The sequence below is a fragment of the Streptomyces sp. HUAS ZL42 genome, from assembly GCF_040782645.1.
In the GTDB taxonomy this organism is placed as follows: domain Bacteria; phylum Actinomycetota; class Actinomycetes; order Streptomycetales; family Streptomycetaceae; genus Streptomyces.
On the sequence record NZ_CP160403.1, the window covers coordinates 3,075,032 to 3,096,000 of the forward strand.

14 protein-coding genes and 1 pseudogene are annotated in these 20,969 nt (G+C 70.3%); 4 read left to right on the top strand and 11 right to left on the bottom strand.

Annotated features, from left to right (window positions below; genetic code table 11):
* Positions 1-47: 47 nt before the first annotated feature.
* The 3 genes from ABZO29_RS13980 to ABZO29_RS13990 are packed head-to-tail and all read right to left on the bottom strand — an operon-like array spanning position 48 to position 3,736.
* The gene (locus ABZO29_RS13980; protein ID WP_367320513.1) at positions 48-983 is read right to left on the bottom strand and encodes a carbohydrate ABC transporter permease; all 936 of its coding nucleotides are present in this window, start codon (positions 981-983) and stop codon (positions 48-50) included.
* Complete coding sequence (locus ABZO29_RS13985; RefSeq protein WP_367320514.1) at positions 980-2,014, bottom strand: ABC transporter permease; 1,035 nt, start codon at positions 2,012-2,014, stop codon at positions 980-982. Before ABZO29_RS13985 ends, ABZO29_RS13980 begins: the two co-directional genes overlap by 4 nt.
* Positions 2,015-2,041: 27 nt before the next feature.
* Positions 2,042-3,736: an extracellular solute-binding protein gene (locus ABZO29_RS13990; protein ID WP_367320515.1), complete on the bottom strand. Its 1,695-nt coding sequence runs from the start codon at positions 3,734-3,736 to the stop codon at positions 2,042-2,044.
* A gap of 380 nt (positions 3,737-4,116) precedes the next feature.
* On the opposite strand from ABZO29_RS13990, the gene ABZO29_RS13995 reads away from it, so the two are divergent.
* Positions 4,117-6,951, top strand: a complete 2,835-nt coding sequence (locus ABZO29_RS13995) for a glycoside hydrolase family 3 C-terminal domain-containing protein (RefSeq protein WP_367320516.1) — start codon at positions 4,117-4,119, stop codon at positions 6,949-6,951.
* Positions 6,952-7,071: 120 nt separating this feature from the next.
* Here the strand turns inward: ABZO29_RS13995 and ABZO29_RS14000 are convergent, their stop codons facing one another.
* The 3 genes and pseudogenes from ABZO29_RS14000 to gabT all read right to left on the bottom strand — a co-directional run bounded on the left by ABZO29_RS14000 (position 7,072) and on the right by gabT (position 10,459).
* Positions 7,072-8,517: an aldehyde dehydrogenase family protein gene (locus tag ABZO29_RS14000; RefSeq protein ID WP_367320517.1), complete on the bottom strand. Its 1,446-nt coding sequence runs from the start codon at positions 8,515-8,517 to the stop codon at positions 7,072-7,074.
* A 257-nt stretch (positions 8,518-8,774) separates the two neighbouring features.
* A pseudogene (locus ABZO29_RS14005) lies at positions 8,775-8,991 on the bottom strand (phosphoesterase); the annotation flags it as partial.
* Between the two features lie 133 nt (positions 8,992-9,124).
* Positions 9,125-10,459 (bottom strand): 4-aminobutyrate--2-oxoglutarate transaminase, encoded by a 1,335-nt coding sequence (gene gabT / locus ABZO29_RS14010; RefSeq protein ID WP_367320518.1) that lies wholly within the window; start codon positions 10,457-10,459, stop codon positions 9,125-9,127.
* A 239-nt stretch (positions 10,460-10,698) separates the two neighbouring features.
* Between gabT and ABZO29_RS14015 the strand changes: the two genes are divergently transcribed.
* The 3 genes from ABZO29_RS14015 to ABZO29_RS14025 all read left to right on the top strand — a co-directional run bounded on the left by ABZO29_RS14015 (position 10,699) and on the right by ABZO29_RS14025 (position 16,049).
* A complete protein-coding gene (locus ABZO29_RS14015) occupies positions 10,699-13,080 on the top strand; it encodes an ATP/GTP-binding protein (protein WP_367320519.1) in 2,382 nt (793 codons plus the stop codon).
* A 128-nt stretch (positions 13,081-13,208) separates the two neighbouring features.
* Positions 13,209-14,897 (top strand): PucR family transcriptional regulator, encoded by a 1,689-nt coding sequence (locus ABZO29_RS14020; protein ID WP_367320520.1) that lies wholly within the window; start codon positions 13,209-13,211, stop codon positions 14,895-14,897.
* Between the two features lie 459 nt (positions 14,898-15,356).
* A complete protein-coding gene (locus ABZO29_RS14025; RefSeq protein WP_367320521.1) occupies positions 15,357-16,049 on the top strand; it encodes a phosphatase PAP2 family protein in 693 nt (230 codons plus the stop codon).
* A gap of 10 nt (positions 16,050-16,059) precedes the next feature.
* On the opposite strand, the gene ABZO29_RS14030 is transcribed toward ABZO29_RS14025, so the two are convergent.
* From ABZO29_RS14030 to ABZO29_RS14050, 5 genes are all read right to left on the bottom strand, one after another.
* Positions 16,060-16,503 (bottom strand): hypothetical protein, encoded by a 444-nt coding sequence (locus tag ABZO29_RS14030; RefSeq protein ID WP_367320522.1) that lies wholly within the window; start codon positions 16,501-16,503, stop codon positions 16,060-16,062.
* A 122-nt stretch (positions 16,504-16,625) separates the two neighbouring features.
* The gene (locus ABZO29_RS14035; RefSeq protein ID WP_367320523.1) at positions 16,626-18,044 is read right to left on the bottom strand and encodes an NAD(P)/FAD-dependent oxidoreductase; all 1,419 of its coding nucleotides are present in this window, start codon (positions 18,042-18,044) and stop codon (positions 16,626-16,628) included.
* A gap of 30 nt (positions 18,045-18,074) precedes the next feature.
* Entirely contained in the window at positions 18,075-18,875 is an 801-nt protein-coding gene (locus ABZO29_RS14040; protein ID WP_367320524.1) for an ABC transporter permease, read from the bottom strand.
* Positions 18,876-19,805, bottom strand: coding sequence for an ABC transporter permease (locus ABZO29_RS14045; RefSeq protein WP_367320525.1), 930 nt, complete (start codon positions 19,803-19,805; stop codon positions 18,876-18,878). It lies immediately after the preceding gene.
* The gene (locus ABZO29_RS14050; RefSeq protein WP_367320526.1) at positions 19,805-20,968 is read right to left on the bottom strand and encodes an ABC transporter ATP-binding protein; all 1,164 of its coding nucleotides are present in this window, start codon (positions 20,966-20,968) and stop codon (positions 19,805-19,807) included. Before ABZO29_RS14050 ends, ABZO29_RS14045 begins: the two co-directional genes overlap by 1 nt.
* Between the last annotated feature and the right edge of the window lies 1 nt (position 20,969).

Consider the following 20,969-nt stretch of genomic DNA (forward strand, 5'->3'; position numbering starts at 1 on the left):
GACAGCCGAAGTCCGACAGCCCTACGGCGGGAATTCCGGCTCGGGCTTCAGCCCTTGACCGCGCCCGTCAACATGCCCTTCTTGAAGTGCTTCTGGACGAACGGAGACAGCACAGCCACCGGCAGCAGCGCCATCACCATGACCGCCATCTGAATGGCCAGCCCCGACAGCTGACCGGTTCTGATGGCCTGGGCCAGACCGACCGGCTGCTGCTGCCGCTGCACGAGCTGGATCATGACGTTCTGCAGCGGCATCTTTTCCTGGTCGTTCAGGTACAGAGACGCGTTGAACCAGGCGCTCCAGTACCCGACGGCGTAGAACAGCGTGATCACCGCGAGGACCGCCCGCGACAGCGGCATGACGATCTGCCAGAGGATGCGCAGGTCCCCGGCACCGTCGATGCGCGCGCTGTCGATGAGTTCCTGCGAGATCCCCATGAAGAAACCGCGCAGCACCAGGATGTTGAAGACGCTCACCGCGCTCGGCAGGATCAGCGCGAGATAGGTGTCCGTCAGGCCGAGGGACTGCACCAGCAGGTAAGTGGGGATGAGGCCGGCGCTGAAGAACATGGTCGACAGCAGTGTCATCAGGATCCAGCGGTGAGCGAGCGAGCCGCTGCGGGACAGCCCGTAGGCGCACAGGACGGACACCGCCATCGAGAACACCGTCCCGACCAGCGTGATCAGGATGCTGATGACCGTCGCGCGGGTGACCTGGCCGCCGCTGAGCAGTTCCTTGTAGGCGATGAAGGTGATGCCCTTGGGCACCATCACCAGGCCGCCCGCCTCGTCGATGGTCTTCCGCGAGGAGAGGCTGGTGACGACCACGATCCACAGCGGGAAGAGAACCGCAAGGCAGGCGAACGACAGGGCGATCGCCTTGCCCGCGAGCCCGGCCTTCGCCGGCTCCTCCTCCCAGGACGGCCGGGGCGGGGCCTGCCACCAACGGGGTTTGCTCACCGGCTTGTCGATGACGGCGGTCACTTCTTGTACACCCCCTGCTCGCCCATGAGATGGGCCACCTTGTTCGCGGCGAGGACCAGGCCGATGCTGACCACGCCCTTGACGAGACCGGCGGCGGCCGCGTAGCCGAAGTCCTGGTTGCGCACGCCGTTCCACCACACGAAGGTGTCGAGGACCTCTCCCGCGTCCGGTCCGACGGCGTCGCGTTGCAGCAGGATCTGTTCGAACCCGACGGTGAGGGCGTCGCCGACGCGCAGCACCAGGAGCAGGGCGATCACCGGGCGCAGCGCGGGAAGCGTGACGTGCCACATGCGGCGCCAGCGTCCGGCGCCGTCCATCGCCGAGGCCTCGTACAGGTCCGTGGGCACCGAGGCCAGCGCGGCGAGGAAGACGATGATCCCCCACCCGGCGTCCTTCCACACGCTCTGCGCGGTGATCAGGAAGGGGAAGGTGCCGGGGTCGGTCATGATGTCGATGCCGTCGTACCCGTGCTGCCGCAGCAGTTGGGAGAGCATGCCCGCGCCGCCGAACATCTGCTGGAACACGGCGATGACCAGCACCCAGGAGAAGAAGTGCGGCAGGTAGAGCACGGCCTGCGCGACCGCCCGCACCCGGGGCCTGACCACGCTGTTGATGAGCAGCGCGAGCAGGATCGGGATCGGGAAGAACAGCACGAGCTGGACGAAGAACAGAACCATTGTGTTCTGAACGGCGTTCCAGAACGCCGAGTCCTCGAAGATCCGCTGGAAGTTCTCCAGGCCCACGAAGGGGCTGTGCAGGATCGAGACGATTCCGTTGTCGCTGACGTAGGGGTCGTAGTCCTGGAAGGCGACGACGTTGCCGAGGATCGGCAGGTAGTTGAAGACCAGGACCAGCAGGATGGCCGGCAGGGTCATCAGGATCAGGACGCGGTCGCGCCGGAACCTGAGCCGTGGGCTCAGCTTCCCCGAACTCCGCTTCTCCCGGGAACCGGTGGCGTGGCCGAACGCCACCGAGGTCTTCACCGGCGTACTGGCCTCGGCCCTGCTCCGAGGCACCGTGCTGTGGGACACAGCCGATCTCCTTGCCTCAGAGCCTGGTCAGCTCGCCGCCGAGCCGTTCTCGTCGAGGATCTTCTTGTACCAGTCGCGCAGCCCCTCCCCGCCCTTCTTCTTCCAGTCGGAGATGGCCTGCTGCATGTCGCTGATCTTCTTGTGTCCGCGGACGATGTCGTCCTCGAGCTGCTCGAAGTTGTCGGCGAGGTTGGTGTAGCGGGCGGGCTCGGTGATCTGCAGGCCCCAGAAGGACGACTTCTGGGTGAAGGCGCCCATCCGCTGCTGCCACTCGACCATGGCCTTGGTGTAGTCCGGGAGGTCGGGGTGGGCGATGGTCGCGGCGGGGCTCGCCACCATGACGTAGGCGTTGAGGACCTCGTTGTTGCCCTTGTCGTTCTTGACGGGCACGCCGTCCTTGAGCGTGTAGTGGGTGCCCTCGACGCCGTAGTTGGTCATCATCCACTCCTTGGTGCCGTACGGCGCCGCGGTGACGTTGGCGACCGCCAGCGCGTCGCGGATGACGGACTCGGAGGCCTTCTTGTTGACGAAGGCGAAGATGCCGGCCGGATTCGCGGCCCACAGCCTCGGGTCACCGCCGTCGGGACCCCAGAGGTCCATGCCCCAGACCTTGAATTCGGGGTTCTGGGTGACCTGGGAGGCCTGCCGCGCGTACCAGTTGGAGATGTCGTCGTTCCAGATCAGGAACTCGCCGGCGGCGAACAGGGGGGCCGGGTCACCGATCTGGCTCTTGCCCAGCTTGAACTGTGGGTGGACGTAACCGGCGGCCATCAGCTTGCGCGCCCACTCCAGCGCTTCCAGGTACTCCGGGGTCTCGATGCGGTTGACCAGCTTCCCGTCGACCATGTTCCACCAGAGCGGCTTCTCCCCGCCGCTGAACACCCCGAAGGTGTTCATCGCGGTCCACTTCATGTCACCGCAGGCCCACCGCTTGGCCCTGGGGTTGGTGATCTCCTTGCACAGGGCCATGAACTCGTCGGGGGACTTGGGGACCTCGTAGCCCTCCTTCTCGAAGATGTCCTGACGGTAGAGGGGCACGATGTTCTGGACGGACGCGGCGGGCATCGGCAGCCCCATGAGCTTGCCGCCGAAGATGGACCGCTGCCAGGCGTCGCTGGGTATCGCCGCGAGGTTCGGGTACTCCTTGACCTTGTCCCCGGACAGGTACGGACCGAGGTCGGCGAACTTGCCGATGATGGCGCTGGGTATCCTGCCCATCATGTTCCAGCTGGGGACGACCACCACGTCCGGGATGTCGCTGGAGGCGAGGACGGCTCCGAGCTTCTGGTCGTAGGTGTTGCCGTCCTGGTTGCGCCACTGGACGTCGACGCCGATCAGGTCGTTCATCGACGTGTAGTAGGGGTTGTCGCCCTTCGGCGGCGAGCCCCAGAACGGCGACATGATGGTGACCTTGCCGCCCTTGCCGAGCTTCTTCGGCACCGAGGTCTTGAGCGCGCTGATGTCGAGCTTGGCGGTGAAGCCCATCGCCGAACCGCTCTTGGACGGGATGTCCGGCGTCACCACGCTGCTGGCCACGTAGGCCGGCAGGATCTTCTTCGCGTTCTTCCCCGACGTGGTGCCGTCGCGCGAACCGCTGTCCGAACCGCCGCAGGCGGCGAGCAGCGGCATTCCCCCGGCCACCGCTGCGGTGGCGACCGCCGTGGAGGCGAGGAAGCTTCTCCGACTCGTTCCGGAGGAGGCGGAGGCGGCGTTCGGCGTCATTGCGTCAACCCTTCGTGGCGCACCAGGACACCCGGCGGTGGGCCGTCGGCTGCGGTGTCTCGAGTGGAACTTGGCTGAGCTGAAGCGATCCCCGACGAAGGCCGAGGACTGCGCGCCTTCCGGCGGCACCCTCCTCTAGTCGAAGCGCTTCGATATGGCTGCGAGGTTAGGTGAAGGCATGGGGGTGCACAAGGGTCGCTTCCAAGATTCCTCACAGGCATTTCCGAGGACTGGGACTTCGCCACTCCTCATATGCTGCTTGACACATAGGCCGGAGGCCGGTGTTTTGCCTCGAGGTGTCTTGACACCCGCCCGCTTGCCGAATGAGCATCGAAGCGCTTCGAAAGTGCCTCGACGATCCATCGAAAAGGGATCCCCACGTGACCGCACACACGCCGCCCACACCACCGTTCCGCGATGCGCAGCTGCCGTTCGCGAAGCGCATCGACGATCTGCTGCAGCGGCTGACCCTTGACGAGAAGATCTCCTTCCTGCACCAGTTCACACCCGCCGTGGAGCGGCTCGGCATCGCCGAGTTCCGCACCGGCCAGGAGGCTCTGCACGGCGTCGCCTGGATGGGCCCCGCGACGGTGTTCCCGCAGGCAGTGGGCCTGGGCGCCACCTGGAACACCGATCTCGTACGTCGTGTCGGCGAGGCGGTCTCCAAGGAGACCCGCGCGATGCGCGCCCGCGACGAGCGGGTCGGCCTCAACGTCTGGTCCCCGACGGTGAACCTCCTGCGCCACCCGCTGTGGGGCCGCAACGAGGAGGGCTACTCCGAGGACCCCAAGCTGACGTCGGCCATCGCCACCGCCTACACCCACGGCCTGCGCGGCACGCACCCGACGTACTGGCGCACGGCCCCCGTCCTCAAACACTGGCTCGCCCACAACAACGAGACGGACCGGGCCACCACGTCGAGTTCGGTACGCCCGCGCGTGCTGCACGAGTACGACCTGCGCGCCTTCCGCGAGACGGTCGAGGCGGGCGCCGTGGCCGGTGTGATGCCGGCGTACAACCTGGTCAACGGCCGCCCCAACCACGTCTCCCCGTACCTGGGCGAGCATCTGCGGACCTGGACCGACGAGGAGCTGCTGGTCTGTTCGGACGCCACAGCGCCCTCCAACCTGGTCGACTCCGAGCACTACTTCGACACGCACGAGGAGGCGACGGCGGCCGCGCTCCGGGCGGGCGTGGACAGCTTCACGGACCACGGCACGGACAGCTCGCAGATCGCCGGACGGGTCAAGAAGGCCTACGAACAGGGTCTGTTGAGTGAGGCCGACATCGACACGGCGGTCCGCCGCCAGCTCTCGGTCCGCTTCCGCCTCGGCGAGTTCGACGCGCACCACGACCCGCACGCCGGCACCGGGGACTTCGACACCCCGGCCCACCGGGCGCTCGCGCAGGAGGCCGCCGAGCAGGCGATCGTGCTGCTGCGCAACGACGGCGTGCTGCCCATCGCCGGGGACACCCGCATCGCCGTCGTCGGTCTGCTCGCCGACGAGTGCAAGCTCGACTGGTACAGCGGCACGCTCATCCACCGCTCCACCCCGTTGGAGGGTCTGTACGAGCGGTTCGGCGCCGAACGCGTGGAGTTCGCGGAGGGCGTGGACCGGGTGCTGCTGAAGACGTCCGGCGGCGCGTTTCTCCACGTACCGCCGACGGAGGCCTCCGACGAGGTGCGCGGCGCCGAGGGTGCCCTGGACCCGGCCCTGCTGGCGGGCCGCACGGACCTGCCTCCGCTCACCACGGATCCGGTCGGCACCGAGTTCGCGCTCGTCGACTGGGGCGAGGACGTCCTCACGCTGCGCGCGCCGGACGGCCGCTATCTCTCGGTCGCCGACGACGGTCACGTACGGGCCTCCGCGGACCAGCCGGGGGGCTGGGTGGTCCAGGAGACATTCCGTCTGGAACCCCATGAGAACGGTCACCTCCTCCGGCACATCGGTACGGGTCACCACGTCTCGGTCGCCGCGGACGGCGTCAAGGTTGCCGAGGAGAACCCGCAGGTCTTCGAGCTCATCGTGACCGAGAGTGGCGAAAGCGCAGTGGCCCAGGTCTCCGGGCGGGCCGATGTTGTCGTGGTGGTCGCGGGCAACGACCCGCACATCAACGGCCGCGAGACCGAGGACCGTACGACCCTCCGTCTCCCCGCCCACCAGGAGCGGCTGCTGAACGCCGCCCGCGCCGCGAACCCGAGGACGGTGCTGGCGCTGGTGTCGGCGTACCCGTACGCGGTCGAGACGGGTCGGCTCGCGGCGGTGCTGTGGACCGCGCACGGCGGCCAGGCGGCGGGCACCGCCCTGGCCCGGGTGCTGGCCGGCGACGTCTCCCCCGCGGGCCGCCTGCCGCAGACCTGGTACGAGAGCGACGCCGACCTGCCCGATCTCCTCGACTACGACGTGATCGGCGCCCGCCAGACGTACCTGTACTTCGAGGGCACCGCGCTGTTCCCGTTCGGCCACGGACTGTCGTACGCGTCCTTCTCCTACGGCGACCTCGGCACCCGCGTCGAGGACGGGACGCTGCACGTCTCCTTCACCGTCACCAACACCGGCGGCATCAGGGCCGACGAGGTCGCGCAGCTCTACACGCGCGCCGTGGAGCCGTCGGTCGTCCGCCCCCGCCGCGAGCTGCTGGCCCACCGCAGGATCACGCTCGACCCCGGCGCCAAGGAGGAGCTGGCCTTCGAGATCCCGCTCCGGTCCTTCGCGTTCTGGGACGTGGCGCACGGCGGCTGGCGCCTGGAACCGGGCCCGTACGACCTCCTTGTCGGCGCCTCCAGCGAGGACGTCCGCCTGCGTACGCTCCTGGTCCTCGACGGTGAGCCCGCCACACCGCGCGGCATCCTCGAACGGGGTCTCGCCGCCGCGGACTTCGACGAGCAGAGCGGCACCGAGATCGTCGACCGCACGAAGGTGTCGGGCGACGCGGTGACGCCGGCGGCGGGCGGCTCGGGCGAACTGGTCTACCGCGCCTGCGACTTCGGGTCCGGCGTCAGGGAGGTCAGGGTGGAGGTGGCCGGCGAGGGCACGGTGGAGCTGTCGCTGGACGGCGGCCCGGCCGTGGCGGCCCTGACGCTCGCGACGCCCACCCAGGGCCCGTACGACTACACCACCCTGGGCGCGGACCTCGCCGCCGAGGGCGTGCACGACGTGCACCTCAGGCTGCGCGGCCCGCTGCGGCTCGCGCGCGTCGGCTTCTCCGGTTGAGGGTCCGGACCGAGCCGGCACAGTGAAGGGGCCCGGCACCGGAAGGCATCGGTGCCGGGCCCTTTCGGGGACCTTATCTGAAAATGGTTCCCATGAGCTAGATGGGGAAATCGGCCAGAACTAGAGGGCGAGCCCCGTCAGGACCAGCACCCGCTCGTACGTGTAGTCGTCCATCGCGAACTTCACGCCCTCGCGGCCGACCCCGGAGAGCTTCGCGCCGCCGTACGGCATCTGGTCGGCACGGTAGGAGGGGACGTCGCCGACGACCACGCCACCGACCTCGAGGGCGCGGTGGGCACGGAAGGCGACCTGGACGTCATGAGTGAACACGCCCGCCTGGAGGCCGTACTTGGAGGCGTTGACGGCGGCGAACGCCTCGGCCTCTCCGTCCACCTTCTGCACGGTGAGGACGGGCCCGAAGACCTCCTCGCAGGCGATCGTGGTGTCCGCCGGTACGTCGGTGAGGACCGTCGGCGCGTAGGAGGCGCCGTCGCGCTTGCCGCCGGTGAGGAGGGCGGCGCCGGCCTCGACGGCCTCCTGGACCCAGGACTCGACGCGCTTGGCGGCGTCCTCGCTGACCAGCGGGCCGACATCGGTCTTGTCGTCGGAGGGGTCACCGGTGACCTGGGCCTCGACGGCGGCCACGATACGGGGCAGCAGGCGGTCGTAGAGGGAGGCGTCGGCGATCACACGCTGCACGGAGATGCAGGACTGCCCGCCCTGGTAGTTGGAGAAGGTGGCGATGCGGTTCGCGGCCCAGTCGAGGTCCTCGTCGCTCGCGAAGTCGGCGAGGACCACGGCCGCGCCGTTGCCGCCCAGCTCCAGCGTGCAGTGCTTGCGCGGCACCGAGTCCATGATCGCGTAGCCGACCTTCTCGGAGCCGGTGAAGGAGATGACGGGCAGGCGCGGGTCCTGGACGAGGGCGGGCATGCGGTCGTTGGCCACCGGGAGGATGCTCCAGGAGCCGGCCGGGAGGTCGGTCTCGGCGAGGAGTTCGCCGATGACCAGGCCGGAGAGCGGGGTGGCGGGGGCCGGCTTGAGGATGATGGGCGCGCCCGCCGCGATCGCCGGGGCGACCTTGTGGGCACAGAGGTTGAGGGGGAAGTTGAAGGGCGCGATGCCGAGGACGACGCCCTTGGGGAAGCGGCGCGTGAGGGCGAGGCGGCCCTGACCGCCGGGGTCGGTGTCGAGGCGCTGCGCCTCGCCGCCGTTGAAGCGGCGGGCCTCCTCGGCGGCGAACCGGAACACGGAGACGGCACGGCCCACTTCGCCACGGGCCCACTTGATCGGCTTGCCGTTCTCGGCGGAGATGAGCTGCGCGATCTCCTCGGTCCGCTCGACGAGTCGCCTGCTGACGTGGTCGAGGGCGGCGGCGCGGAGGTGGGCCGGGGTGGCGGCGAAGTCCTCGCGGACGGCGTGGGCGGCGGCGACGGCTTCCTCGACGTGCGCGTCGGTCGGGACGCCGACCTTGCCGACGAGACGGCCGTCCCAGGGGGAGGTGACGTCGAAGGTGTCCTCGCCGGTGACCTGGCGGCCGGCGAGCCAGAAGGCGTGGGTGACAGTCATGTTCGGGTCCCGGCCCTTCCGCGTTGAGGGTGTGCTGTGGGTTTCCTGGTCCACGGTAGGGGCGGGGAGGCGGGGGGTCGTTTGTCCGAGACGTAGTGGTGGGGGGTGAGGGTGCGCCGGATTGGCGGGGTTGTGGGGGTGACCGGCCTGGAGAGACCCTCTGGAGAACTCTCCGCTTCCGTTCGGCGGTCAGGGGCGCCGGAAACCAAAAAATCCCGTGGTGTGCACCACGGGAAAGCCTGGGCCGAGAAGGAGGTCGGCCGCCCCGGAACGGGGGGGATGGTTCCGAGGCGGCCGTCCGGATCGGAATGCCGCGCGCCCCGGGGGGTTTGGGGCGAGCGACCGTCCGATCGGTGAGGAGATTCCGGAGCCGGAGGCCCCGGTTGTGTGCGCGAGGGCACGACCAGGTCGAAGCTGGGGAGGCCCCGGCCTGATGTCACCCACAGTCCCCTGTGGGCGGGGTGTATCTCTCATCTGGGTAGAACCTACGGCAGCGTTCGGCCCTACGACAGACGGATACGCGTCCCGCCATCCACCTCGCACACGTTCTTCACACGCTCTGACGCTCCCCGCCCCAGCTCCGGAATCCGGGGCCCGGAGAGCGCACTCAGATTCGGGTGAACGCCTGCTCGATGATGTCGAGACCCTCGCCGAGCAGATCCTCGCCGATCACCAGCGGAGGCAGGAAGCGCAGCACGTTGCCGTAGGTGCCACAGGTCAGGACCAGCAGGCCCTCCTGGTGGCAGGCCCTGGCGAGGGCGGCGGTCGCCTCCGGGTTCGGCTCCTTCGTCGCGCGGTCCTTGACCAGCTCGATGGCGATCATCGCGCCGCGGCCGCGGACGTCGCCGATGATCTCGAACTTCTCGGCCATGGAGCCCAGCCGGGCCTTCATGATCGCCTCGATGTTCCTGGCCCTGGCGTTGAGGTCGAGCTCCTTCATCGTCTCGATCGCGCCCAGCGCGCCCGCGCAGGCGACCGGGTTGCCACCGTAGGTGCCGCCCAGGCCGCCCGCGTGCGCGGCGTCCATGATCTCGGCGCGGCCGGTGACGGCGGCGAGCGGCAGGCCGCCCGCGATGCCCTTGGCCGTGGTGATCAGGTCCGGGACGATGCCCTCGTCCTCGCACGCGAACCACTGGCCCGTGCGGCAGAAGCCGGACTGGATCTCGTCGGCGACGAAGACGATGCCGTTGTCCTTGGCGAACCGGCTGATCGCCGGCAGGAAGCCCTTCGCCGGCTCGATGAAGCCGCCCTCGCCGAGCACCGGCTCGATGATGATCGCGGCCACGTTCTCCGGGCCGACCTGCTTGGTGATCTGGTCGATGGCCTGCGCGGCGGCCTCGGGGCCCGCGTTCTCCGGGCCGGTCGGCCAGCGGTAGCCGTAGGCGAGCGGGACCCGGTAGACCTCGGGCGCGAACGGGCCGAAGCCGTGCTTGTACGGCATGTTCTTCGCCGTGAGCGCCATCGTGAGGTTCGTACGGCCGTGGTAGCCGTGGTCGAACACGACGACGGCCTGCCGCTTGGTGTACGAACGCGCGATCTTGACGGCGTTCTCGACGGCCTCTGCGCCACTGTTGAACAGGGCGGACTTCTTGGCGTGGTCACCCGGCGTGAGCTCCGCGAGGGCCTCGGCGACCTCCACATAGCCCTCGTACGGCGTGACCATGAAACAGGTGTGGGTGAAGTCGGCGAGCTGCGCGGACGCCCGGCGTACGACGGCCTCGGCGGAGGCGCCCACGGAGGTCACCGCGATGCCGGAGCCGAAGTCGATGAGCCGGTTGCCGTCGACGTCCTCGATGATGCCGCCACTCGCACGCGCGGTGAACACGGGCAGCACGGAGCCCACACCCTGCGCCACCGCGGCGACGCGGCGGGCCTGCAGCTCCTGCGACTTCGGGCCGGGGATGGCGGTGACGACACGGCGCTCCTGCGGAAGTGCGGTCATGAGGGGCTCCTGGGGGTTTTACGGACTCTTGTCTTCTTTTCTCGCAGGCTAGGACGGGGACGAAGGGCTGGGCATGCTCCATGTGGGCGTTTCCGGCGCCCCCGGTTGTCCGCCATGGACATAGAGGAGTACGGGCCGGTCGGCTCCGGCCCGGCCGCGTAAGCGGTGAACTCCCCTTGCGGGGGCGTTAGATTGGCTCGCTGACGGTGGACGGAACGGCTGGTCAGGGGGCAAGGGCGATGGAGAGCGACGGGACGCAGGACGCGCGGGGTACGCATGCGAATCCTGTGCCGCGCCCGGCGGCGCCGCCGGACCCCCCCTCGGTGCCGCCACGACCGGCCCGGGCGCCCGGTGCGGAGCACCACCGGGCGACCCTCGCCGACTGGCTCAACGAGCCCCGCCCGGCCGCCAAGCCCGGCATCTGGCGCTTCGGATATCGCCTGCCGAAGGCCGATCGGCCGGGCGAGCGACTCTCCCCGGTCACGATCGTCGGTCTGCTGGTCCCACTCGTGGTGGCGGTCGTCCTGTGGTCCCTGTGGCGTCAGGGCAGCGTCCCGTACCAGTGGGTGCTGCTGAAGCTGTTCACGCCGGACGACTGGTGGTGGGCGGGCACCGTCTCGCCGAAGGGCATCGAGGGACGGGAGGCGGTCGTCGTCTACGACGGCGTCTTCTTCGCCGTGCTCGTCGGCGCCATGGGCCGGCTGGGCAGCTGGTCCGACGTCCTGCGGCACTTCATCGGACGCAGGCCGCAGCCCGCACGGGCCCTGCTCGCCGCCCTGGCCGCGCTCCTCGCGCTGAGCCTGGTGTTCCCGAACGCCTTCCCCGGCGTCGGCTGGGACGCCCTGCCGGTCGTGGACCCCGTCTTCTCACTCGTCGTCCTGATCTCGGGCGGCTACGACCTGTTCCGGTCGCAGCTGTTCACCGACAGCCTCTACGCGCTCATCACGCTCCTGGTGGTGTGGCCGTTCGCCCGGATCGGCGGCTGGTGGGCGTACGCCAGGGAGCGGCTCGCCGCGCGCCGGCACGCCGCGGACCGCACCGCGCCGCCGCCCGCGGACCTGCCCCGTGCCCACTGGCCCGAACTGCGCGAGGCAGGACAGCACGAGGCCGCCGACCTGCTGACCGCCGAGGTGGCCGGCGGCCGGATGAACGACGTGGACTGCGCCCGGGTGGAGCACGCCTGGACGGCGGCCAGGCGGGAGGCGCGGCTCGCGGCCTTCCGGGACACCGTGCTGCGGCAGGGCGCGGCCGCATGGATCCATCCGTCCGGCGCCCGGGATCTGCCGCACCGCTCCGCACGGCACGACCTGCTCGAGGCTCAGGTGCGCATCGGGAAGTGGGCGGCCGCGGAACGCGCCCCGCGTGCCTATCACGGCGCGGGTGCCGCGCTCGGCCCGGACGTCCTGGGCACCTCGCTCCTCGCGGTCGGGCCCTCCGGCGCGGGCAAGACGCGGCACCTGATCGAGCCCGTGACCGAGTCGCTGGCCCTGCAGGCGCTCACCGGGCGGTGCGCGGTCGTCGCGGTCTCCGAGGCCGGGACGCCGCTCGCCGACGACTCGGCATTCGACGTGATCGTACGGATCGGGGACCGCGCGTCCGTCCACGACCTGGACCCCTACGCCGAGTCCGACGACCCCGACGAGGCGGCCGCCGTCCTCGCCGAGGGCTTGGTCGGCGACCTCGGCGCCGTCGACACCCAGAGCGCGGCCACCGCGCTCGCCCAGCTGCTCGGCCCCTACCGCGAGGTGCACGGCCGTTTCCCGACCCTGCCCGTGCTGCGGGAACTCCTGGAGGGCGAACCTGCGGCGCTGTCCGCCCTGCAGGAGGCCCTGGCCGGCGACGAACACACCGTGATGCGCCGGGAGCTGGAGGCGCGGATCCGGCAGACGGGCGGCGCCGGCGACACGGGCCGCGCCCTCGCGGACCGGCTGGCGCTGCTCAACCGTCCGGCGTTCGCCGGCTTCTTCGGCGGGGGAGGCACGCCGAGGCCCTTCTCCCTCCGCGCCATCGCCCACCATCCGCTGCGGGTCCGTGTCGACCTGCCCGAACAGGGCCACGAGGAGGCCGCCCGGCTGCTCACCCGGCTCGTCCTCGCCCAGTTCGGGGCGGTGGTACGGGACGGGCGGCGCCCCCACTTCGCCTGCCTGGTCCTCGACGACGCCACCGGGACGGTCACCACCGGCTCGGTCCGCCGGATCCAGCGGTTGCGCTCCCAGAACGCGGGGGTGGTGCTGGCCCTGCGGACCGTCGGCGACGTCCCCGAGGCCCTGCACGGCCCGCTGTACGGGGCGGTCGGCTGCCGGATGGCCTTCTCCGGTGTGACCACCTGGGACGGCAGCCGGTTCGCCCAGGCCTGGGGCACCGAATGGGTGGAGACGCGGGACGTGGCCAAGCACACCGTCTTCGCCGACCAGCCGATGACCCGCGCCATCCACGCCCTGCGCAAACTCGTCACCGGCAAGGCGGTCACCACGGACGCCGTGACCGTGCGGCAGGTGGAGCGGGAGCGGTGGTCGGCGTCCGAGCTGGCGCACGAGGTGCCGCCCGGTCACGCGGTGCTGTCGCTGACGACCGTGGAGGGAGAGCACGCGCCGCCGCTCCTTGTGGATCTGCGCAGCTGAGCAGCGGTGTCCGGACATCGTCTGGAACATGGGGCCGCGCGGTGACCGTACGGTGAGGCAGAATCGACACGGGTCGTTCATACGTGACGGCCAAAGGATCACGAAGATCACACCGATATGAAGGCCTCATGCCTCCCACCCTCGCCTCGCTCGTCCACCACTCCGCGCTCAAACTGACCGTGCGCGCGGGCGAGGACCGCCTGGACGTGCCCGTCCGCTGGGCGCACGTCAGCGAGCTCGCCGACCCCGTGCCCTACATGGAGGGCGGGGAGCTGCTCCTGATCACCGCGCTGAAGCTGGACGCGGAGGACCCGGAGGCGATGCGCCGCTATGTGAAGCGGCTGGTCGGGGCGGGCGTGGTCGGCCTCGGCTTCGCCGTCGGCGTCAATTACGAGGAGATCCCGAGGGCGCTCGTCGACGCGGCGGAGGCGGAGGAGCTGCCCCTGCTGGAAGTGCCGCGCCGCACGCCCTTCCTCGCCATCAGCAAGGCCGTGTCGGCGGCGATCGCGGCGGACCAGTACCGGGCGGTGACGGCGGGCTTCGCGGCACAGCGGGAACTCACCAAGCAGGCGCTGGCGGACGGACCGGAGGGCCTGCTTGCCGCGCTCGCCTCGCAGGTGGACGGATGGGCCGCGCTGTACGACGCCTCGGGCGCCGTCGTCGCGACCGCGCCGGAGTGGGCGGGCCGGCGGGCCGCGCGGCTCACGGCGGACGTGGAACGGCTGCGGGAGCGGCCCGCCCCGGCCTCGTCGGTGGTCGGCGGGCCGGAGAACGAGGACCGCGTCGAACTGCATTCGCTGGGCACGGGCCGTCGGCCGCGAGCGGCACTGGCCGTCGGCACGGCGTCGGCTCTCGGCACCGCCGAGCGGTACGCGGTCCACTCGGCCATCGCCCTCCTGACGCTGACGACGGAACGCTCCCGTTCCCTGCAGGCGGCGGAGCAGCGGATCGGTGCGGCGGTGCTGCGCATGCTGCTCGCCGGGGAGCCGGACCATGCGCGAGCGGTCGCCGGGGACCTGTACGACGGGCTGCTGGACGCGCCCTTCCGGGTGATCGTCGCCGAGTCGGCGTCCGGGTCGGCCGCGCGGGCGCGCGTCGATGCGCAGGCTCAGCCGGGTGTGCCGGTCACCAGGCCGTCGTCGCCGGCCGCGGTCATGGCCGCCGCCGAGGCCGGGGGCGATCCGCTGGGCGGGCTCTCGGAGATCGTCGAGGCCGCGGCCGCGCGGGCCGGAGAGGCCGTGCTTGTCGTGCCCGACGGGGAGCGGCTCGTGGCGCTGGCCGGGGACGGAGGCGCGGCGGTGGCGGCCTGCGGGGAGTTCGCGGCTGCGCTGGAGGCGGCGCGGTCGGACGCGAGCGACGGCGGGCGGGAGCAGGTGCCGGGCGGCGACGAGGACGAACTGGTCGTGGGGCTGTCGGCGCCGGCCGGCCCGATCGCGGCGGCCGCGGCGTACAAGCAGGCCGAGCAGGCGTTGTCCGTGGCACGGCGGCGGGGGCGGGTGCTGGTGGAGCACGAGCAGCTGGCTGCCGGGTCCGTGCTGCCGTTGCTGGCGGACGATGCGGTGAAGGCGTTCGCGGACGGATTGCTGCGGCCGCTGTACGAGCACGACGCGACAGGGCGGGGCGACCTGGTCGCCTCCCTGCGGGCGTGGCTGTCCCGGCACGGCCAGTGGGACGCGGCGGCGGCGGATCTCGGGGTGCACCGGCACACGCTGCGGTACCGGATGCGGAGGGTCGAGGAGATCCTCGGACGGTCGCTGGACGATCCCGATGTACGGATGGAGCTGTGGCTGGCACTGAAGGCGACGTCTGCGGAGTAGGTGCGCGGTGTTCGCCTGTGTCCCTGGTCATCCGCAGCGTGGTGAACAACCTCGAAGCCCGAGCCGTGGTCACCCCCACTACCACCGTGACCCGCCGGGACCGGTCCAAGACCGGACCCACCCGGCCACGATCCACACGCCCCGCGCCCAGGCGACGCGGGGCACCCTCCCCCGCCAGACCCTCGGTCCGGCGGGCCAGCGTCCGGAGGGACGCGCACCCACGGGCCGGATGCGGCTGCCCCGCGCAGCCCACCGGAACCAGGGCGTGACGACGATCAGCACAGCCTCCCCCAGACTTCGTCCGGGGGTACCCACATCCGACCGACACCGGCCACGAGGGGCAGCGCTGGGCGCAGGGTTCCACCTGCACACCCACGCAACCCCGCCACGATGGGAGATCCTGTTGCCAGACACCATGTCCTGCACAGGATCGCTTAACTGATCAGAGACGCTGGCCCCATGCCGACCTGCCCCGACCAGCCACCCGGCAACTCGCCCGCCCCGCCGCACGCCGAAGAACCGGATTCCCCCTTTCTCCCCCCTCGTCTGTTCCTCCCGTTGTTCGGCCTGCCCACCCTCCTCTTCGCACTGATCACCTGGCAGGTGGTCACCAACGGCCCGCTCCTGCGGGTGGACGAGCGTGTCAGCCGTGCGCTCGCCGGCCCGGACAGGGTGTCGGAGCTGCTCGCGAGTCTCGGCGATGTGCAGATCGCGGTACCGGTCCTGGCCCTGGCCGCGGTGTACGTCGCCCTGCAGGGCCGGGTCGCGGGGGCGAGCGGCTGGTGGCTGCCGCCGCTCGTCGCGGCCGTGCTGATGGCGCTGGTGCCGGCGTTGGTCATACCTCTGAAGGAGTGGATCGCGCGCCACGGCACCCCGGTCATGCCGCCGGCGACCGGCTTTTACCCCTCGGGGCACACGGCTACGGCCGCCGTCGCCTTCGGCTCCGCGACCCTGCTTCTCCTCCCCTGGCTGCGGACGGCGTACGCCCGGCGAGAGCTTGTGATCGCCTGCGTCGTCGTCAACGCCGGGGTCGGCCTCGGCCTGGTCCGGTGCGGCTTCCACTGGCCACTGGACGTCGTGGCCAGCTGGTGCCTGTGCGCGGTGCTGCTCGCCTTTCTGTGGCTCGTGCAGAGGCGCGTCGTCCGTCGCTGACGATCACTCCTCACTCCCCGGCCGGCCCCGCGGCCGCCTCGTGCATGGCCAGTTCGAGGAGGGCCGGGTCGTTGAGGAGTCCGGAGCCGTCCGGCGGGATCAGCCAGCGGACTCCGCCCGTGGAACGGCCCGGGTACGGCACGACCATCCGCGTGCCGGCCCCGGCCGCACGGATACCGGTGCCGAGCCAGCGGGCCGCGGTGCCCGGCGGTACGAAGAAGCCCATGCGTGCGTTCGCCGAGTCGACGAGCACCGGGCCGGGGCGGTCGACGATGCGGGCGAGCACATCGAGGGTGGGGCGGCCGAGCTCACCCGGCAGGATGAGCACGTCCCAGGCCTTGCCTGCGGGCAGCAGCACGAGTCCGAGCGGGTTGCGCTCCCACTCCCGGCGGCAGGCCTCGGGATCCGGTGCGACGGATGCGAGCCACTCGGCCGCGGTCCTGGGCCCAGTCATGCAGGGGACCTCCCTGGTCTCCGAGATTCACGTGGACGCTGGTCGCGTCACGGAGGAGAGGGAGGTCCGCGGCAGGCATTACGCGGGTTCGCGCCACCCTTCCGGGTGAACCGGTCCGCAGCTCAGCTGTCGAAGCCGAGTCCCAGCCTGTCCATCGCCCTCAGCCAGAGGTTGCGCCGTCCGCCGTGGGCGTCCGCGCGGGCCAGCGACCACTTGGTGAGCGCGATGCCGGTCCAGGCGAAGGGCTCGGGCGGGAAGGGCAGGGGCTTCTTGCGCACCATCTCGAGCGCCGTGCGCTCCGTGCGCTCCCCCGAAAGCAGGTCCAGCATCACGTCCGCCCCGAACCGCGTCGCGCCGACGCCGAGCCCCGTGTAGCCGGCCGCGTACGCGACCTTGCCGTGGTGCGCGGTGCCGAAGAACGCCGAGAAGCGCGAGCAGGTGTCGATCGCGCCGCCCCAAGCGTGGGTGAAGCGGACGCCCTCCAGCTGTGGGAAGCAGGTGAAGAAGTGCCCGGCGAGCTTGGCGTACGTCTCCGGCCGGTCGTCGTACTCGGCGCGCACCCGGCCGCCGTACTGATAGACGGCGTCGTAGCCGCCCCAGAGGATCCGGTTGTCCGCCGACAGCCGGAAGTAGTGGAACTGGTTCGCACTGTCCCCGAGCCCCTGCCGGTTCTTCCAGCCGACCGACGCCAGCTGGTCGGCCGTCAGCGGCTCGGTCATCAGCGCGTAGTCGTACACCGGGACCGTGTAGGACCGCACGCGTCTGACCAGGCTCGGGAAGATGTTCGTGCCGAGCGCGACCTGCCGGGCGCGGACCTGGCCGTACGGGGTGCGTACGGCCATGCCGGCGCCGTACGGCTTCAGTGTCAGCGCGGGGGTGCGCTCGAAGACCCGGACGCCGAGGCGCAGGCAGGCCCGCTTCAGCCCCCACGCCAGCTTGGCGGGGTGCAGCATGGCCACGCCCCTTCGGTCGTACAGGCCCGCCTGGAAGGTCGGTGAGTCGACCTGTTCCCGTACGGCTTCGGCGTCCAGGAACTCCACGCCGTCGGCTAGGCCCCGCCGCTCCATCTCCTCGTACCAGTCACGCAGGTCCCGAGCCTGGTAGGTCTCGGTCGCGACATCGATCTCGCCGGTGCGTTCGAAGTCGCAGTCGATCCCGTGGCGGGCGACCGCGGCCTCGATCTCGTCGAGGTTGCGGGCGCCCAGCTCCTGGAGTCGGTGGATCTCGTCCGGCCATCGGGTGAGTCCGTTGGGCAGGCCGTGGGTGAGGGATGCGGCGCAGAAGCCGCCGTTGCGGCCGGAGGCGGCCCAGCCCACCTCGCGGCCTTCGAGCAGCACCACGTCCCGCTGCGGGTCGCGCTCCTTGGCGAGGAGCGCGGTCCACAGTCCGCTGTAGCCGCCGCCCACGACCAGCAGGTCGCAGGTCTCGGCGCCGGTGAGCGCGGGCTCGGGGTGGGGCTTGCCGGGGTCTTCCAGCCAGTACGGGACCGGCTGTGCGTCGGAAAGTGATGTCGCCCAACGGTTCATGGCGCTTGGGGCCATGATTTCAACTCCCTACGGGTATTTCCGCGGTTATGACTTCTGCCTGGTGCGGCGGTTTCCGATGACCATGGAAGCCAGCACGAGCAGTACGGCGACGAGGAACATGGCCGTGCCGATGACATTGATCTGAACGGGCGTCCCGCGCTGTGCCGAGCCCCAGACGAACATGGGGAACGTGACGGTCGAGCCCGCGTTGAAATTGGTGATGATGAAATCGTCGAAGGAGAGCGCGAAGGCGAGCAGCGCACCCGCCGCGATTCCGGGGGCCGCGATCGGGAGGGTGACGCGCAGGAACGTCTGCACCGGTCCGGCGTAGAGGTCCCGCGCGGCCTCCTCCAGTCGCGGGTCCATCGACATCACGCGTGCCTTGACGGCGACGACGACGAAGCTGAGGCAGAACATGATGTGGGCGATCAGGATCGTCCAGAAGCCCAGCTGAGCACCCAGGTTGAGGAAGAGGGTGAGCAGGGAGGCCGCCATGACGACCTCGGGCATCGCCATCGGCAGGAAGATCAGTGAGTTCACGGTGCCGCGCGCGCGGAATCGGTAGCGGACCAGCGCGAAGGCGATCATCGTGCCGAGGAGGGTCGCGCCGACCGTCGCCCACAGGGCGATCTGGAGGCTGAGGGACAGCGAGCCGCACATGTCGGCGACCCCGCACGGGTCCTTCCAGGCGTCCGTGGAGAACTGCTGCCACTCGTAGTTGAAGCGCCCCTTCGGCTTGTTGAAGGAGAACACCGTCACGACGATGTTGGGCAGCAGGAGATATCCGAGGGTGATGAGTCCCGCGATGACCACGAGATGGCGCTTGAGCCGGTTGACGAAGGGCATTTAGACCAGATCCTCCGTCCCGGACCTGCGGATGTAGAAGGTGACCATGAGGAGAATCGCGGCCATCAGGATGAAGGAGAGCGCCGCCGCCGTCGGATAGTCCAGCACCCGCAGGAACTGCGTCTGGATGACGTTTCCGATCATGCGTGTGTCGGTGGATCCGAGGAGTTCGGCGTTCACGTAGTCGCCGGCCGCCGGGATGAAGGTCAGCAGCGTGCCGGAGACGACCCCGGGCATCGACAGCGGGAAGGTGACCCTGCGGAAGGTGGTCAGCGGCTTGGCGTAGAGGTCGCCCGCCGCCTCGTGCAGCCGCCCGTCGATGCGCTCGAGCGAGGTGTAGAGCGGCAGGATCATGAACGGCAGGAAGTTGTACGTCAGGCCGCACACCACCGCCAGCGGCGTGGCCAGCACCCGGTCGCCGGAGGTCCAGCCGAGCCAGCTGGTGACGTCCAGGACGTGCAGCGTGTTGAGTGCGCCGACCACGGGTCCGCTGTCCGAGAGGATCGTCTTCCAGGCGAGTGTGCGGATCAGGAAGCTGGTGAAGAACGGCGCGATCACCAGGATCATGATCAGGTTCCGCCAGCGGCCCGCGCGGAAGGCGATCAGGTACGCCAGCGGATAGCCGAGCACCAGGCACAGCACGGTCGCGGCGGCCGCGTAGGCGACCGAGCGCAGGAACTGCGGCCAGTACTCGCTGAGTGCGTCCCAGTAGGTCGCGAAGTGCCAGGTGACCTTGTAGCCCTCCTCCAGGGAGCCCGTCTGCACGGACGTGGAGGCCTGGTAGATCATCGGCAGCGCGAAGAAGACCAGCAGCCACAGGATGCCGGGCAGCAGGAGCCAGTACGGCACCAGGCGGCCCCGCTTGCGCGGGGGCTTCTTCTCCGGGGCGGCCGGGGAGAGAGGCGGCGGCGCCTCGGTGAGCGTCGCCATCAGACCGCCGCCTCTTCTTCTGTACCGGCGGAGCCCACTGTCCCAGCAAGCAGGGACTGGGTCGCGTCGAGACCGAAGGTGTGCTCCGGGTTCCAGTGCAGGACGACCTCCGCGCCGGGCACCAGCCGGGCGTCGCGGTCGATGTTCTGGGCGTAGACCTCGAACTCGGGGCAGACGGGACTGTCGACGACGTACTGCGTGGACACCCCGATGAAGCTGGAGTCGGCGATCCTGCCGGTGATCCGGTTGCGGCCCTCGGCTATGTCGCCGGCGTCGTCCGCGTGCGTGAGGGAGATCTTCTCGGGGCGGACACCGACCAGCACCTTGCCCCCGGCCGTCGTCGACGCGGAGCATCGCGCCTCGGGCAGCAGCAGCTTGCCGCCGCCCGCCTTGAGGACGATGTCGTCGCCGCTCTTGGTGTCGACCTCGGCCTCGATCAGGTTCGAGGTGCCGAGGAAGTTCGCGACGAACGTGGTCTGCGGGTTCTCGTAGAGGTCGGTGGGCGAGCCGAGTTGCTCGACGCGGCCCGCGTTCATCACGGCGACCGTGTCGGCCATCGTCATGGCCTCCTCCTGGTCGTGCGTGACGTGGATGAAGGTGATGCCCACCTCGGTCTGGATGCGCTTGAGCTCCAGCTGCATCTGGCGGCGCAGCTTGAGGTCGAGGGCGCCGAGCGGCTCGTCGAGGAGGAGCACCTTGGGGTGGTTGATCAGCGCGCGGGCCACGGCGACGCGCTGCTGCTGGCCGCCGGAGAGCTGGTGCGGCCGCTTGCGGGCCTGCTCGCCCAGCTGCACCAGCTCGAGCATGTCCTGGACCTGCTTCTTCACCGACTTGATGCCGCGTCTGCGCAGACCGAAGGCGACGTTCTCGAAGATGTCGAGGTGCGGGAAGAGGGCGTACGACTGGAAGACCGTGTTCACCGGCCGCTTGTACGGCGGGAGCGCGGTCACGTCCTGGTCGCCCAGCGACACGGTGCCGGAGGTGGGCTCCTCCAGGCCGGCGATCATGCGCAGGGTGGTGGTCTTGCCGCAGCCGGAGGCGCCGAGCAGGGCGAAGAAGGAGCCCTGCGGCACGGTCAGGTCGAGCGGGTGGACGGCGGTGAAGGAGCCGTAGGTCTTGCTGATCCCGGAGAGGCGGACGTCGCCGCTGGTGTCTGTCTTCATG